13 protein-coding genes and 3 pseudogenes are annotated in these 16533 nt (G+C 59.1%); 8 read left to right on the top strand and 8 right to left on the bottom strand.

The features are described from left to right. Window positions 1-42: 42 nt before the first annotated feature. Window positions 43-708, bottom strand: a complete 666-nt coding sequence (locus ASD95_RS04830) for a LuxR C-terminal-related transcriptional regulator (RefSeq protein WP_056722842.1) — start codon at window positions 706-708, stop codon at window positions 43-45. 202 nt (window positions 709-910) lie between these two features. On the opposite strand from ASD95_RS04830, the gene ASD95_RS04825 reads away from it, so the two are divergent. The 7 genes and pseudogenes from ASD95_RS04825 to ASD95_RS04805 all read left to right on the top strand — a co-directional run bounded on the left by ASD95_RS04825 (window position 911) and on the right by ASD95_RS04805 (window position 7898). After that, window positions 911-1198: a PilZ domain-containing protein gene (locus ASD95_RS04825; protein ID WP_056722837.1), complete on the top strand. Its 288-nt coding sequence runs from the start codon at window positions 911-913 to the stop codon at window positions 1196-1198. Window positions 1199-1554: 356 nt separating this feature from the next. Further along, entirely contained in the window at window positions 1555-2841 is a 1287-nt protein-coding gene (locus tag ASD95_RS29565; RefSeq protein ID WP_236709712.1) for a VCBS domain-containing protein, read from the top strand. Continuing rightward, window positions 2747-3058: pseudogene (locus tag ASD95_RS29560) on the top strand (VCBS domain-containing protein); the annotation flags it as partial. The gene ASD95_RS29565 and the pseudogene ASD95_RS29560, both read left to right, overlap by 95 nt. Before the next feature lie 47 nt (window positions 3059-3105). Next, window positions 3106-3588: pseudogene (locus ASD95_RS29555) on the top strand (VCBS domain-containing protein); the annotation flags it as partial. 34 nt (window positions 3589-3622) lie between these two features. Next, window positions 3623-3898: pseudogene (locus ASD95_RS29550) on the top strand (VCBS domain-containing protein); the annotation flags it as partial. 24 nt (window positions 3899-3922) lie between these two features. After that, window positions 3923-6910, top strand: coding sequence for a beta strand repeat-containing protein (locus tag ASD95_RS29545; protein ID WP_236709711.1), 2988 nt, complete (start codon window positions 3923-3925; stop codon window positions 6908-6910). A 223-nt stretch (window positions 6911-7133) separates the two neighbouring features. Further along, window positions 7134-7898, top strand: a complete 765-nt coding sequence (locus ASD95_RS04805; protein WP_056722834.1) for a tetratricopeptide repeat protein — start codon at window positions 7134-7136, stop codon at window positions 7896-7898. A gap of 466 nt (window positions 7899-8364) precedes the next feature. Here ASD95_RS04805 and ASD95_RS04800 read toward each other — a convergent pair whose 3' ends face one another. Then, window positions 8365-8595, bottom strand: coding sequence for a hypothetical protein (locus tag ASD95_RS04800; RefSeq protein ID WP_056723133.1), 231 nt, complete (start codon window positions 8593-8595; stop codon window positions 8365-8367). Window positions 8596-8770: 175 nt separating this feature from the next. On the opposite strand from ASD95_RS04800, the gene ASD95_RS04795 reads away from it, so the two are divergent. Then, window positions 8771-10432, top strand: coding sequence for a SulP family inorganic anion transporter (locus ASD95_RS04795; protein ID WP_056722832.1), 1662 nt, complete (start codon window positions 8771-8773; stop codon window positions 10430-10432). Between the two features lie 21 nt (window positions 10433-10453). Here ASD95_RS04795 and ASD95_RS04790 read toward each other — a convergent pair whose 3' ends face one another. From ASD95_RS04790 to ASD95_RS04765, 6 genes are all read right to left on the bottom strand, one after another. After that, entirely contained in the window at window positions 10454-10642 is a 189-nt protein-coding gene (locus ASD95_RS04790; RefSeq protein ID WP_056722830.1) for a ribbon-helix-helix domain-containing protein, read from the bottom strand. A 289-nt stretch (window positions 10643-10931) separates the two neighbouring features. Continuing rightward, the gene (gene gfa / locus ASD95_RS04785; protein ID WP_056722828.1) at window positions 10932-11510 is read right to left on the bottom strand and encodes an S-(hydroxymethyl)glutathione synthase; all 579 of its coding nucleotides are present in this window, start codon (window positions 11508-11510) and stop codon (window positions 10932-10934) included. An 86-nt stretch (window positions 11511-11596) separates the two neighbouring features. Further along, window positions 11597-13024: a GGDEF domain-containing protein gene (locus ASD95_RS04780; RefSeq protein WP_056722826.1), complete on the bottom strand. Its 1428-nt coding sequence runs from the start codon at window positions 13022-13024 to the stop codon at window positions 11597-11599. 146 nt (window positions 13025-13170) lie between these two features. Beyond that, complete coding sequence (locus ASD95_RS04775) at window positions 13171-14130, bottom strand: alpha/beta fold hydrolase (protein ID WP_056722824.1); 960 nt, start codon at window positions 14128-14130, stop codon at window positions 13171-13173. Window positions 14131-14146: 16 nt separating this feature from the next. Continuing rightward, window positions 14147-15559, bottom strand: coding sequence for an NAD(P)-binding protein (locus ASD95_RS04770; RefSeq protein WP_056722822.1), 1413 nt, complete (start codon window positions 15557-15559; stop codon window positions 14147-14149). A gap of 283 nt (window positions 15560-15842) precedes the next feature. Continuing rightward, window positions 15843-16397, bottom strand: coding sequence for a YdeI/OmpD-associated family protein (locus ASD95_RS04765; protein WP_056722819.1), 555 nt, complete (start codon window positions 16395-16397; stop codon window positions 15843-15845). Window positions 16398-16533: the final 136 nt, after the last annotated feature.

Genomic DNA, 16533 nt, shown 5'->3' with positions numbered 1-16533 from the left:
CCCGCATTACTGCGCGGTTAAGAGGCATTCAGTCAAGAGTCCTCAATCGCCTGTGGAAAGCCCATGCTTGTGTGCGTAGGCGTACAGATCTACGCGGTTAGTCAGGCCCAGCTTGCTGTAGATCGATGTCAAATGGTTGCGCAGCGTGTGCTCGCTGATGTGCAGTTTCTCGGCCACCAACTTGCCAGGGGCTGAGGGATCGCTGGCCAGCGATGCAATGGTTTGCTGCTCGCGGCGTGTCAGCCTGGCGATTTTGTGTTGCTCCGGGTCTATATCGCGATCGGCTTTCTTGCGCGCCAGTTCAAGGAAGATACGGCTGGTCGCATTGCGGTCAATCCAGAGTTCGCCTTCATGCACTTTTTCTATGGCTTTGAGCAAAATTGAGGCGGATGCCGACTCCCGCTTATCCACCACCCCACGTGCGCCCGCCAGCACCGCACGGTCATGCAGTGCCTCGTCGCTCGACCCTGTCACTACCAGAATCCTGGCTTTGGTCCGGCTGTGCAGTTCGGCCAGCGACTCGATGCAGTCCTCGCTGTCCAGGTCCAATACCACCACATCTGGTGTGTACAGGTGCAGCGAAAGCAGGTATTGCGCCACCGACGCCGTCGAACCCGCCAGCGCCAACTTCGGTTGAGCGCTTTCCACCAGACGCTCAAGGCCCCAGGCCACGAGCGGTAGAGCAACTAACAGGACTTGAATTGGCATGCGGCTCGCTGCCTCTTTAGGCGGGTTGTGTTAGCTGATCATGATAGCAATCGTTGCAGATCCTGGCTTTTTCCATAGCGCTTCAGGCACCCCCTCCCATGACATTTGTCCCGTAAAACACTGTTTTTCCGGGTGATTGACTCCCAGAAAAAAGGGATAGAGCACTCATGTAAAACACAGTGGTCGTTTTTAGACTGCAGCCATGAAAGACGCACACCGAATTGAGCCCCGTGAACAAGTCACCCTGTCGCTGCAACTGATCGGCGGGGGCAACGGTGTCACCCGTGACATCAGCGCCTCCGGATTGTATTTCGAAACCGATAGCGAGCAGCAGGTGGGCAACTTGATTGACTTCGAGATCGAACTCGACACTCCCGGCGGCCCGATGAAATTCAAGGCGCAAGGACAAATCGTGCGCGTTGAGCAACAGGATGGCAGGGCGGGGGTGGGTGTGAAGCTGCTGGCCAGCCGGCTGGTACCGGTGGAGTGAAGTGTTCGTGGGTTGAGGAAGAATCGGCTTGTGGCTGTTAGCGGCCCACAGCGGTTTTTTTCTCAGGGTAACATTCTAGGGAGAAAAACATGGCTAGCACTACAACTACCAGCGGCGGAACCGTTACCTCGTTCTCCAGCACGCCGCAGGCGAAGGATGACGTCCTTAACACCACTGAAAATCTGCTGGGGGTCATGTATTGGGACGTCATGTCCAATGACCTCGGTGGCAACGCGAAGACACTCTGGTCACTCGACAACGCGGACAGTCTTTCTACTGCCACCAAGGTTTATGCTCCGGCCGACCTGCTGACCCAGGATACGGCGAGGGCTGAGGCGACGAGTACTGACACCAGCTTGAATGGTGCAAGGATCTGGATCACCCCGGATGGCAAGGTCGGCTACGACGCCGCTACTTTCACCACTGCTTTCAAGGCACAACTCCAGGCGCTTGCTACTGGCGAGATCCTGACGGACAGCTTTACCTATGCGATGCGTCTGGGCAACGGAACGCTCAGCTGGGCCACCGCGACAGTGCAGTTTTCGGGCGAGAATGATGGTGTGACGATCGGTCTCGGCGCGCAGGCCGGCACGGTGACCGAAGACGCCGACACCACTGCGAGCGCAACCGACTCGCTGGCGGCCAGCGGCACGATAACCTTCAATGACATCGACCTGAGCGACACGCACACGGCGACGTTCGCGCCGGCGGGGGGCAATGCCACTCAGCTTGGTACATTCATACTCTCGCCGGTAAGCGAAGCCGCGAACGCGGCCGACGGTTCGGTGCAATGGACGTACAACCTGAGCAATACGGCGGCGCAGTACCTGGCCCAGGGACAGACAGTCACCGAAACTTACCTGGTCACCATCAGCGATGGTCATGGTTCGTCGGTAACGCAGAATGTGAGCGTCACCATCACCGGCACCAACGACGCACCAACGGTGACGGCGGCAGAAATCGAAAGCGGTGCAGTGACCGAAGACGGCACCACGGTGGCCAACGGCAGCTTCGCCTTTGGCGACGTGGACCTGGCCGATGACGCCCATGTGGCCAGCGTGAGCGCGCCGGCCGGTGCGCTGGGTACGCTGGTGGCCAACGTCAGCGACGAGAGCACCGGCGACGTGGCGGGCAGCGTGGGCTGGACCTATACGCTGGACAACAGCGCGGCGCAGTACCTCGCCGAGGGCCAGACCAAGACCGAAGTGTTCACGGTGACGCTGACCGACGACTTCGGGGCGACGGTGACCAAGGACGTGACGATCACCCTGACCGGCAGCAACGACGCGCCCGTGCTCAGCTTCGCGACCGGCCATGATGCCGGCGCGGTGCAGGAGGACACCGCGCTCAGCGTGAATGGCCAGTTCAGCTCGGCCGACATCGATCACGACGCCACGGCGACCTGGACCATCAATGGCTCGCCCACAGGCACCTACGGCTCGATCGCCGTGGACACTACCGGCCAGTGGACGTACACGCTGGCCAATCTACGCCACGGCGACCTGGACCATCAATGGCTCGCCCACAGGCACCTACGGCTCGATCGCCGTGGACACTACCGGCCAGTGGACGTACACGCTGGCCAATGGCACCGATGGTGTCGCCAGTGCGGTGCAGTCGCTGAAGGCCGGCGAAAGCCATGAGGACGTGTTTACGGTGCAGGTCAGCGACGGCCTGGGCGGCGTGGACACCCAGCTGGTGACCGTTACCATCACCGGCAGCAATGATGCGCCCGTGCTCAGCTTCGCGACCGGCCATGATGCCGGCGCGGTGCAGGAAGACAGCGCGCTCAGCGTGAATGGCCAGTTCAACTCGGCCGACATCGATCACGACGCCACGGCGACCTGGACCATCAATGGCTCGCCCACAGGCACCTACGGCTCGATCGCCGTGGACACTACCGGCCAGTGGACGCCACGGCGACCTGGACCATCAATGGCTCGCCCACAGGCACCTACGGCTCGATCGCCGTGGACACTACCGGCCAGTGGACGTACACGCTGGCCAACGGCACCGACGGTGTCGCCAGTGCGGTGCAATCGCTGGCGGCTGGCGAGAGTCACAACGAAGTGTTCAGCGTGCAGGTCAGCGACGGCCTCGGCGGTGTCGACGCCCAACTGGTGACTATCACCGTCACCGGCAGCAACGACGCCGCCGTGCTGTCCTCGGCCAGCGTTACGCTGAGCGAAACCAATGCTCCGCTGACCACCGGCGGCAGTCTGACCATCAGCGATATCGACAGCCCGGAAAGCTTCCAGGCGCAGTCCAACACCGCCGGCAGCTACGGCCAGTTCTCCATCGGCACCGGCGGAGCCTGGACCTACGTCGCCAACTCCGCCCACAACGAGTTCGCCGCCGGCACCACCTACACCGACAGCTTCGCGGTGAGCAGTGCCGATGGCACCCTCACTTCGGTCACCGTGAATATCCTCGGCACCAATCGCCAACCTCAGCGAGACCAATGCCGCCGTCGACATTTCCACCACCGGCACCCTGACCATCAGCGACGTCGACAGCGCCGCAACCTTCGTCGCGCAAACCAACACCGYCGGCAGCTACGGCCAGTTCTCCATCGGCACCGGCGGAGCCTGGACCTACGTCGCCAACTCCGCCCACAACGAGTTCGCCGCCGGTACCACCTACACCGACAGCTTCGCGGTGAGCAGTGCSGAYGGCACCCKCACKTCGGTCACCGTGAATATCCTCGGCACCAAYGATGCGGCCGTGCTGTCCGCCGACAYCGCCAACCTCAGCGAGACCAATGCCGCCGTCGACATTTCCACCACCGGCACCCTGACCATCAGCGACGTCGACAGCGCCGCAACCTTCGTCGCGCAAACCAACACCGYCGGCAGCTACGGCCAGGATGCGGCCGTGCTGTCCGCCGACACCGCCAACCTCAGCGAGACCAATGCCGCCGTCGACATTTCCACCACCGGCACCCTGACCATCAGCGACGTCGACAGYGCCGCAACCTTCGTCGCGCAAACCAACACCGCCGGCAGCTACGGCCAATTCTCCATCGGCACCGGCGGTGCCTGGACCTATGTCGCCAACTCCGCCCACAACGAGTTCGCCGCCGGCACCACCTACACCGACAGCTTCGCGGTGAGCAGTGCCGATGGCACCCTCACTTCGGTCACCGTGAATATCCTCGGCACCAACGTCGCCAACTCCGCCCACAACGAGTTCGCCGCCGGCACCACCTACACCGACAGCTTCGCGGTGAGCAGTGCCGATGGCACCCTCACTTCGGTCACCGTGAATATCGCCGGCAGCAACGACTCACCGACGATCACTTCCAACGGTGGTGGTACGACGGCGTCGGTCAATGTGGCGGAGAACACCACGGCGGTCTCGACAGTGACGGCGACCGATGCTGATCTGCCGGCGCAAACACTGAGCTACTCGCTCCTGAATACGGTCGGGACGGACTTCAGCAAGTTCTCGATCAGTTCGAGCGGGGTGCTGACGTTCAACTCAGCGCCCGATTACGAGAATGCCCAGGATGTCGGTGGTACTGACGGCGACAACGCCTACGTCGTGGACGTTCAGGTGGCCGACGGCAATGGCGGAACCGACACGCAGACGATTACGGTGAACGTGCAGAACGTCGTTGAGACGCCAGTTGATACCGTGGCGCCAACGGTGATAGTGACAGGGACTGCCTTAGGGAGTTCGATGGGTTCAACGTCGACGGTCACATTCCAGTTCAGTGAGACGGTGAGCGGTTTCAACCTGTCTGATGTAGCAGTGACGACAACGAGCGCAACGCCACGCGCAACCTTCAGTAACTTTACCCAGGTTGACGGCGATACCTACACGGCAACGCTGACCAGAACGCTGGGCGGTAGCATAAAAGTCGACGTTGCCGCGAACAGCTACACCGACCTGGCGGGCAATCCTGGTGCGGCCGGGAGCAGTGCAAACCTTCCGGCAGGCGTTGCCGGCGAACCCGTTAATCTGGCCCTCAACGTTCCACTGGCCGATATTAGCGGCCCCGTGACGGTGACTATCAGCGGTGTTCCTTCGGGGTGGGTGTTCAATGCAGGAACCGACAATGGCGATGGCACCTGGACCGTGCAGACCAGTGATCCCGGTGCATTGACCGTGACAACTCCAAGCGAATTCGCCGGTGCGTTGGTGCTCGATGTCAACATGTACTGGAACAACAGCGACGGCAGCACCGCAAGCGCCTATGTGTTCAACAACGTCGAAATCTATGCCCCAGGCGCACCGGTCTTCGCCTTGTCCACCGACGACAACCTGACCGGCTCGTCCGGTGCCGACACCTTCGTGTTCGCCCGGCCGATCGGCAACAACGTCATTTACAGCTTCGATGCGGTGGCGGACAAGATCGACTTGATCGGCTTCACGGGCGTCAACGATTTTGCGGATGTGAGTATCGTCAACGACGCGAGCGGCAATGCCGTGCTCAGCATCAGTGCCGACCAGACGATCACGGTCAAGGGCGTGGATGCGGCGGCGTTGAGCGCGGCCAACTTGTTGTTCGATGTGGACCCGGTCACGACCAATACGGGCACCATCACCATTGCCGACGGCGCGATCATGCCGTTCGGTGGCAGCATCCATAACAGCGGCACCATCGAGCTCGGCTCCACCGGCAGCGCGACCAGCCTTGAGATTCTGTTCCGTGGCGCGACGTTGAGCGGTGGTGGGCAAGTGGTTCTGTCCGACAGCGCGCAGAACGTGATCTTTGGTGGCAGCGCGGACACGGTGCTCACCAATGCCGACAACACCCTCTCGGGTGCCGGCCAGTTGGGAGCGGGGCAGATGATGCTGGTCAACTCGGGCCTGATCCTTGCCAGCGGTATGAATGCACTGGTGATCGATACCGGCAGCAGCGCCGTCACCAACACGGGTGTGCTGCAAGCCAGCGGCAGCGGCGGACTGGTGATTGAAAGTGCGGTCATCAACAGCGGCAGCCTGTGGGCGAACGATGGCAACATCACGGTCCACGGCGACGCCAGTGGCGCGGGAAGCGCGACTATCAGCGGTTCGGCGATCCTGGAGTTCGGTGCAGCCTCCGATCAGCATGTGACGTTCGACAGCGGGGCGGCAGGCACGCTCAAGCTCGATGTGTCGACGGCATTCAGTGGCAGCGTCAGCGGTTTTGCCGCAGGTGACAAGCTGGACTTCGGCGATGTTGCTTTCGGCGCCAATACGCAGATCTCCTATGCAGCGAATGACACGGGCACCGGCGGCATGCTGAGCGTGAGCGACGGTGCGCATGTGGCGCAGGTCGCGCTGAATGGCCAATACGCGGCCGCGGGTTTGCAGGCGAACACCGAGGGCAGCGGCAGTGAGCTGGCCTACGATGCAGCGGCGGCAAGCCATACGATGCTGGGCGGCCAGGCCAACGACATTCTGGTCGGCGGTGCGGGGGACGATCTGTTTTTCGGCGGGCTGGGCAACGACACGCTCAATGGCGGCTTCGGCAACGATACCTTCATGTTTGCTGCGGCAGGCTTCGGCAACGACTCGATCCAGGACTTCGATATTGATCCGGCCGCAGGGCAGGACTTGCTCAATATCGCAGGGCTGGGGATCAGCAGCGAGACGTTCGCTGCCAACGTGAGCATTGCCGCTGACGGGGCGGACACGGTGATCGGGATCGGAGTGGACACTATTCGCCTTGTCGGTGTTAACAGTGCAGGTATCGATCAGACGGACTTTATCCTGATGACATGATGCTTTTGCTACTGGCCGCACGTTGCTATGCGGTTGCAGACCTCATCGCGAACAAATCCGCGATGGGGTTTGCGGACGGTAGAGTCCTGGTTGCAGTGGCTGTTGCAGCGGGAACTTCAGGGTGCTGGCCAGGTCAATTGGGGCCCCGTATCGCAGATGCCGAGCAGCGCCTTGGCCTGTTTTACTTCAGTGTCGTCCGAGATCAGTCGAGTTCGCCCCCCTGATGCCAACCAAGAGTTTTCTGTCGGGACTCATCCTGGCGTTCTGCGCCGTCGCGTCGCTTTGTTCGGTTGCCGCCGAGCGAAGAGCGCCCGCGCAAAGCAACAGCGCATCAACCACCCTGATCGAAACCGCCTCGCGACAGTATGAAAATGGCCAACTGGACCAGGCTGCTGCCACGCTGGAGCGTGCCCTGCATATCCAGCCGAACAATCCCGCGACCCTGCATTACCTCGGTGTGTTGCGTCTTCAGCAGGGGCAGTACCAGCAGGCCGAAACCCTGGCGGCGCGCTCGAACATGCGGGTTGGTGGCAATGTCGCGTTACGCAACCGCAACTTCCAATTGATCCAGGCGGCGCAGCAGGCCCAGGCTTCGGGTATTCCACCCAATGCCAAAGAGGACCTGGTCGCAGCACAGAAGGGGCTGCAAGAGGAGGCCCAAAGGCGCCGCGAAGCGGAAATGGCCGTTGCCGAGCAATCCACTTCCGACACTGGGCACGATGCTGGCAACTTCGCTCGCGCAGAGGCAGATCGGGTTCCGGCTGCGCCGATGGCTGGCAGAACCGGGCCCGAAGGAAAATTACAAATGGCTAATGTCGAGCCGGGGCGGGCGTACGCTGAGGTTGAGATCCCGCGCGACCATATGCCGCCTCCGGGCAAATGCCGAATCTGGTTTCCTGATCGTCCGCCGGGGCATCAGCCTGCACCCGGCAAATGCAAGAAGCTGCGACATCGGGTTCCGTCAGGAGCCTATCTGGTGCGCGGCTGAGTTCTGAGTGTCCACTTCTGGCTAGGGGGGTGTCCGTCGCGAGGGGCTGCAAACAACTGTGATCGGGATAAAGTTACCTGCCGAAAACGCTATCAAATGCGGACTGACCGATCGTCACCAATTGGATCAAGGCCAATTGACCGGTGATTGAGCTACTCGGCCTTTTTACCGGAGGTCACGAGTTCAATCGGATCCGTTATGTAGAACAAGCAGGTAGATATGCAGGGCGATGTTCAATCTGCCTGTACCGATCAACTATGATTTTTCGCTGGCGGATCACGTTGAGGGTAAACATGCGGAGCCTCGATTCTCTCCTTGAGCTTGGCAGCAAAGTCGTGAGCACTTTTTTCATGCCGAAACTGAACTCGTCTGATGCCAAAACATACAGACCAAAGAGCTTCTCTTTGACTGGATAGGTACTCGATTTTCACTGACATGATCATGTCTCCAAGGCGCGATCCAAGGGTTAAAAGTGGATTTCAGCGGTCTTGAGGCCCAAGTCTCGAAGCTCTGCGATCAGGTCATCCAGATGCCCGAAAGACTCGACTTCCTCGTTGTCATCTACCAAGAAATAACTTCTCCCGGCGTCCTTCTTGAAAAACACGATCCACTCCTTGGGGTTGGTCGGGTTTGCGATCACATGGGTGTCAAAGGTCACGCCTTCGGCGTGTTTGCATTTCACAGCTTTACGATTCATGTCAGTCACCACGCTACACGCGCTCTCAAGATTCTCTATTTGCAGTGCATGCCCGCCCAGCTCCATCTGAACTTTCTCTATAAACATTTCCAGCCGCCCGAAGCAGTGGATCAAGGGCATTTAAATTATCACTGTATGTTAATATTATGCACATGCATCCACTGAGGAGCTAGCCATGATTGCGATAGTTGAGGCATGGAAGGCGGGGTTGTTGGGGCGAGAGCATTGGCTGCGCAATATGGTGTCTGGCGTGATCGTCGGGGTCGTGGCGCTTCCTCTGGCAATGGCGTTTGCCATTGCATCTGGCGTCAAACCTGAGCAAGGCATCTACACCGCAATCATCGGTGGCCTGCTGGTTTCGCTCTTTGGGGGAAGCCGCTTGCAGATTGCCGGGCCGACAGGCGCGTTCATCGTGATTTTGGCGGGAGTCACGGCCGAGCATGGTGTTGACGGTCTGCAAATCGCCACGATGATGGCAGGTGCCATATTGTTATTGCTGGGGATGACCCGGCTCGGTGCAATCATCAAGTTTATCCCCGATCCGGTGATCGTCGGATTCACCGCAGGCATCGGCGTGATCATCTGGGTCGGACAGTGGAAAGACTTTTTCGGTTTACCGAGGATCAGTGGAGAGCATTTCCATGAAAAGCTCTGGCATTTGCTCCAGGCGCTCCCTGATCTTCATTTGGCCACGACCCTGCTGGCGGTACTTAGTCTTTTCCTGGTCATCACCGCGTCCAAAATGCCCGGACTCAAACGGGTACCTGGTCCATTAGTCGCAATGGCGGTAGCTACAGCGATACAGTCAACCTTTCATTTCGAGGGGGTAGCCACGATTGGCAGCGCATTTGGTGGCATACCTCAAGGCCTTCCAGCGTTGAGCCTGCCTGAAATCACGCTGTCTCGCGTCATCGATTTGATCGGTCCGGCGTTCACTATCGCCATGCTTGGAGCGATCGAATCACTGCTGTCGGCGATGGTGGCCGATGGCATGGCGGGCACTAAGCATGATTCCAATCAGGAGCTGATCGGTCAGGGAGTGGCTAATCTGGTCACTCCATTGTTTGGCGGTTTCGCAGCTACCGGAGCGATTGCCCGTACTGCAACCAATATCCGTAACGGCGGCACGAGCCCGCTGGCCGGCATTATGCACGCGGTCACGTTGGTGCTTATTATTCTGTTTCTGGCACCTCTGGCCTCAAACATTCCACTGTGCGCTCTGGCCGCCATTCTTTTCGTGGTCGCGTACAACATGAGCGAGTTGAAGCACTTCAAACGCATGGTCCAGCGGGCCCCTCGCGCAGACGTAGCTATTCTGCTCATCACTTTCAGTCTCACAGTGTTCAGTGACTTGGTGATCGCTGTGAATATCGGCGTCATCCTTGCGATGCTGCACTTCATGCGCCGCATGGCCTCATCTGTTGAGGTACAACAGGTAGTCGAACATGAGCTAGAAGAAGAGTTGAGGGCCAATGGGCACACTCGCCTGCCGGCAGGCACATTGATTTATACGATTGAAGGGCCATTGTTCTTTGGCGCGGCTGAGACCTTCGAGCGAGTCTTGGCACAGACCCATACCGATCCACGTCTGCTGATTATTCGCTTGAAGCGTGTACCGTTCATGGATATCACTGGCTTGCAGGTGCTGGAGGAGGTCATTCAGCAACTGCACAAGCGCAATATCGTGGTGAAACTCTGCGAAGCGAACACGAAGGTGCTCAACAAGCTCGATAGGGTGGGTATCTTGCAAGAAATCGGCACGGAGCATTACCACGCCGACTTCAACACCGCGCTGGCTAAAGCGGTCAGCCTCGCAGAGGGTCCGTCGATCCTTTAGAGGCTTGCTGCCCGTGTCAGGTTATGACTTGGTACTGGCGGCATGCTTACTTTTGGTTGAATAGGTGGCGCCGTGGGTGTCCAGGTAGTCACGAATCAGTTGACGGACCACCTGAGAAGGCGTCAGGTCTTGTGCTGCACAGAGTTTCTCGAAGGCTTTTTTCTTGACGGGATCAATGAGCACAGTGAGGCGCGCAGTCTTGCTTTCCATGGGGTATTCAATCGCTCAAGTCGCTAGATGTTAATCAAATTGTAATTGCCTTGTCCGGTGCTGTCACTGTGCTGCTCGTTAGTTCGACTTTACTCACACGAAAAGATTTGGCTCTCACGGTGGGTGATGAGTCGGATCTGCTTCGACTCAGCGTGGATAATCCCCATCCGCAAGGAAGGGAGCAAATTTATTCCAGGCTAGCCGACTGCCTGCAACGGGTGGACTGTGGCTAGTCACGAGCGACCGGATATGGCCGCGGTCCGAAAAAGAAACCGCGGCAACCGATCAATCAGGCGGAGGGGAGCAGGCCTTTCTGTTTGGCAACATGAGTCGCCAGTGCGTCCATCAAATCCGGGGACAGGCAGTCATAGGGTTCCAGGCCGATCGAGCGCAGGCGCTCGCGAATAGCCTTCATTTGCGCTGGCGGTGTGCCGGTTTCGATGATGGAGGACACGAACGCCGCGAATCCCGGCGCCGCCCATCCGCTCTGTGGCGAAAGTTCGGTGTGGACGAAGTCCAGGCCATAAAACGCATGGTCCTTGTTCTCGATGCGCCCAAAGAGATGAGCGTGACACTGCTTGCAGGCGTGGCGCTGGATGGTGGCGGTTTCGTCGACAATTGCCAGTTTTTCGCTGTGGGCAATGACGCTGACCTTATCTCGAGGCACCACCGCGATGACGGCGAATGTCGCGTTTTGTGGTTTCCAGCATTTGCTGCATCCGCACGCGTGGTTATACAGAGTTTGTGCGTCGATCTTGACCTCGACCTTGTCGGTCGCACACAGGCATTGCAGGGTGCCACCTGTGAAATTCGCGGCGGCGGGTTGGATACCGTTGTCCAGTGCGGGGTGAAGTTGCAAGGTGCTCATGCTGGCGTCTCCGTTTCAGGGGGGGGCGGACAAAATTGCCTGGGGCCGTACCTCAGACCGGTAGTTCAGCGACTTCGAGACGATGGTCAGGGCAGAGGTTGCAGGCTGGTTTTGAAGGTAGTGACCACTCGGTTACGGCCTTCGTGTTTAGCGTGATACAGGCGTTGATCGGCTATACGCAGAATTGCCTCGATGGTGTCGCCATCGCGACCGGATTGCGATACGCCGATGCTCACTGTAACCACGGTTGACCGCTGCAGGCCATGAAAGGAACTGTTTGCAACGGTGTTTCGCAGACGCTCAGCGATTTCGTGCGCGCCTTCAAGTGAAGTCTGAGGTAGCAGTATCATGAATTCTTCCCCGCCCACTCGGGCTACACCGTCATACGGCCGGATCGAATCGAGGCATTTCTCCACGAAACTCTTCAGGATGTCATCGCCAACCTGATGCCCGAAGCGATCGTTGATGGACTTGAAATTATCCAGATCGAGTGCCAACACGGAGAATGGCGCACCGCCGCGTTTGGTCCGGCCAATTTCGGCTTCGACCCGCTCCATGAACCGACGCCGATTGTCAGCGCCTGTCAGTGGATCGGTCGCCGCAAGGTGCCCGAGCTTTTGATTGGTGCGCTGGAGCTCCTGCAGGGCGCTCTCGGTATACGCCATCGCCTCGGCAAGACGCACCATCAACTCCTCCTGGCTGTAAATCTTCGAAAACGACCGCGTGGTGAGGAACGCTTGCACTACCCCATAGCTCAGCATGAAGAATCCACCGGCGAAGATCGCGTGGGCGAGCCACCACATATGGTTCCACGGACGTGCAAGGATGAAGGCAAGAGAGGACAGCGCGAACGCGGTGACCGAGATGATGAAAATTGTCATCAGCGGCGAACGGATACGGCGCAGTACGAGTATTGTCACGGTCAATGTGGAAAGAACGAGGGCACCACCCTCCATCGAGAGGCGCACCGCGAGATCGCTGGCGATCGGCGAATTCGCGACGTACGCCACTGCCCCGTCAACCACCAGGAACAGTCCTATCCAGGTCAACCACGGGCGGGCCTTCATTCGTTGGTCCGCGGTATCAGGTGGGCGGTGGTACGACAGCATTGCGACTAACAGCAGAATCGACATGACCAGTCGAGAGGCTGGTCCATAAAGCAGGAAGAGCCAGATATTGTGGTGTGCTTGTTCGGTGAACGCACCGTGCAACGCGTAGATCAGTACAAAGCCGAGAAATCCAAGCGTCATCCATCGCAGCAGCGGATCTCCCGATGACTGATAGCAGCGCCACGTTACGTAGGTAACAAACAAGCCTGCCAAGGTGGCTGTCGTGATCGCAACTATATGGAACAGGTGATTCTCGAATAAAAGCGTGGGGTCCTGGAAAAAGTATAAGTAGCCAATCAGATAGGCCGGAACAAACGCAAATCCTGCGAGCAGCAAGTAGGCGTAAACCCTGACCATGAGGCGAACGGCTTCAGGTGGTTCGTCGGTGGCGATGAGATTGCTCATGGTTCCCTCCAATCTTGAATCCATACAGCCAACACCGGTCCGGTGTTGGCGCCGCCTGCATGCCCACGGTCACTCGCATCACTACCCAAATACGGGATGGACCGGTCTATGGCATTTCAATTATGGATAAAAATTCAACCTTCTGATCAGAGTTTTTTCAGGAAGTCCAGTAGCAGCTCATTGACCTCTGTCGCGCGCTCTTGTTGTATCCAGTGGCCGGCACCTTCGAGGATATGACACCCGCGCAGTTCCGGCAGTGTCTGCGCGAAGGCTTCGATCTGCCGCGGGGAGCTCGGAAACTTCAGCACGCCGTCGCGGCTGCCCGCAATGAACATCGACGGCTGCCGGATAATGCAACCGCGCCAAGGTGCCAGCAGTGCCCATGAGCGAGTCATGTTGCGGTACCAGTTCAAGCCGCCGCGAAATCCGCTGCGGGTGAATTCGCGGGTGTAGTAGGCAATATCCTCGAGGTTTAGCCAGTCTGGCAGGGTTTCGGGCTCGATCATCGCGCCCAGGAAGCCCTGGCCTGGCTGCAGCCTGCCGAAAACCGGCCAATCGGGCCCGTCACCCGAGCCACTGAAGTAGATGCGCCGGATCGACGACTCGATGTCCCTTTCCAGCTCGGCCTCGGCCACACCCGGCGTCTGGAAATACTGGATGTAGAAGTCGCTGATACCCCGTGAGACAAGCGCACTGAGGAGCTCCACGCGCCCCGGTGGCGAGAAGGGAACACTCATGCCGACCACGGCGCGGAACAGATCGGGTCGCATCAATGCTGCGCTCCAGGCCACCTGCGCGCCCCAGTCATGGCCAACGATCACTGCTTGCTGTTCGCCGAGTGCATTGACCAACTCGACCATGTCGCCTACCAGGTGGAGCGTGGTGTAGGCGTCGGGTTCGGCTGGCGCATCCGTGCCGCCATAGCCGCGCATGTCGGGCGCTACCGCTCTGTAGCCGGCGGCCGCCAGCGCAGCAAGCTGGTTGCGCCACGAGTACCACAGCTCCGGGAATCCGTGGCACAGCAAGACCAACGGACCGGAGCCCTGGATGGCGACCTGCATGCGGATGCCATTGATGTCGAGCAGTTCGAGGTGTGGCTCGTTCATGTGCGCTTCCTGCTATTCAAGCGATGGCCTCCAGTAACCGCGGCAGATTCGCCAGAGCCTGCTGCTTGCTGACAGAGAGCCGATGCAGCTGCGCCAGTTTCTCGGTGTCGGCCTCTTGCATGCCCCTGACCACCGCCGTCATGAAGTACAAACGCGACTGCCTGACCCAGCGGGCCAGGCCTTCATGCTCTCCCCAGCGTAGTTGGTTACCCAGGTTGACCGCCCACATTCTGATCCAGTCCGTGGGGAGGTGAGGCGGGGGGACCATTGTGCAAAACGCGTTCATTTGCGTTTGATCCTCCAGGTGGCTTTCCACATAAGCGATCAAGGCCGCGCTGAACAACGGTTGGCAGGTGCTTACCATCAACAGGTTGATCTTGCCTCCGTCGAACACCTGCATTTCAGGCAGTGACGGAATGGCGCTGGCACTGCAATCAATGTGCAGAACGCCTGGGCTCGTGGCGATGCTTCCCTGCTCGAGCACAATGCGCGTTGGCTCGATCACTCGCACCCGCCCCAGGCGCACAATGTTGTCGATGCGTCGCAGCTCACGCAGTTCCGCCTGTGTGACGGTGGCGCAGCGGTAAGCAGTGGGTTCGACGGACTTGTCCAGGCGCAGGAGCTGGCCCGCCGCCTCAAGCCTGGAGAACAGGTCCGGGATCGAGTCCGCGGCGGCGATGGCCTCGAACTGTGCCGTGAGGCCGCCGATTGTTCGTTCGAAGCCGTCGAGGCCGGGTTGCAGGTTGGCCCGGTCGATCAACCACGGATCGTTCGGCATGATCCAGCAGATTTTTTCGGGCGCAACACCGTTTTGCAGGCACCACAGGCAGGCGTCGATCCCGGTCTTGCCCGATCCCACCACGACGTAGCCAGTGTGTGGGTGCCGGATCTTCGGCAGGTCGTTCAGTGGCACGCATTGCACGCCGGGCTCCACCGTGTATCTGGGCGGGTGGGTCGAGGGCACCGCCGTCTGGGCATGGGTGGCGTCCACCACCTTTTTGTACACCCGCACCTGATGGCTTACACCGCTAACGAGGGAGGTAAACCGGTGGTCGTCAATGCGGTCGCCGGTGTAGTCGCACATGGGGAAGTAACGGACCCGACCTGACGGCAGAAACTGCTGGTTCATCACCTGATCGAAGTAGCTCACCACCTCGGCGCCGGAGGCTAGCTCATACAAGCCCTCGTTCAGTGCCGTCGTGTCTTTCGTTCCGCTGCCCAGTTCCCGTGAGTTGACGCCATAGAAGGCCGAGGGCTGGTGCAATCGGACAAAGGGGTAGGCATCATTCCAGTGCCCGCCAGGTCGACCGTGTCGATCCACCATCACGATGCGTGCATTCGTTTCCTTGAGCAGCGTATCGACGAAGGCCATGGCCGACGCGCCAGCCCCGATGACCAGGTAGTCGGTTTCGATAGGATTTGCGTCCATAAGGTTACACCTTCCCGGAGGCTGCCCCTCCTTAACCTCCGAAGATTAGCCACCCATGCCGCGCGCAATAGAACGAATGCTCCTCACCCACATAACCAATGGAATTAATGGCTGCAGCCTGAATGTCCATACTCAAGTGGGCATGCGCGAAGAAACATCCAGCCATGCGGCCTGGATTTCAGTTAACCGGTAGTCAATGACCGCGCGGTAGACGGACGCCCCGAAAACCGTCCCGGTGAACAACTTGAACGCATTGTCAGGTGTATTTAACGGAATGTTCCATTTAACAACTTTCTGCCTCGGGCGCACGGAAGGCCTTACTGTAGTAGCCGGACTGGTCGAAACAGCAAACCTGCTTCTTGCCGGATGCAAGCATATCGCAGGCATCACCAATTCTTTTTGCGCGCGTCTTAAGTTGCTTGGCTGAAGTAATCCAGTGAATCCAGTCTACTCGTGCGATGGTCGTCGTATTGTTCCAAACGTTACGAGCCTCGGGAGCGGCTGCCAGTGCCTCCTGAAAATCTGCCGGGATGTCAGGCTCGGGTTCCTTCTTCACAGGGGTTAGCTCTAGTGTAACGATATCCCCAACGGCCGCGCCTGCGGCCTCGAGTAACGCTCTACTTACCTGCAGCCAATGGCTCAGCTGACCATCGGGCTCAAGGGTTGCCTGGAAATGCTGTCCATTGATGGTGCCTTCAACTGTCGTCCTTCCTCGCCTCGGAAGCTGTTCACTCGCGTCTCTTGGCAGTACTACGAACGCCCACGACGTATCGTTACCAGGCTTTGCCGGACGAAGAAGCTTTGCTTCGAATCGGGATTTCACATCGATTGTTGTCATTGCAACTCCTCCAACTAATACGCCAAGCTCAGCTGCGGTCGTTACCCAGGCCGACAGACAGGTGCCGATTCCGAGGTTCAGGGACGAGCGGTAACGGCACAATGTGACACATTCGGGATAAGACAGGTCAGTGATG

This window comes from Pseudomonas sp. Root71 (genome assembly GCF_001429045.1).
Lineage (GTDB): Bacteria > Pseudomonadota > Gammaproteobacteria > Pseudomonadales > Pseudomonadaceae > Aquipseudomonas > Aquipseudomonas monachiensis.
This window is presented reverse-complemented; position numbering and strand designations above follow the sequence as displayed.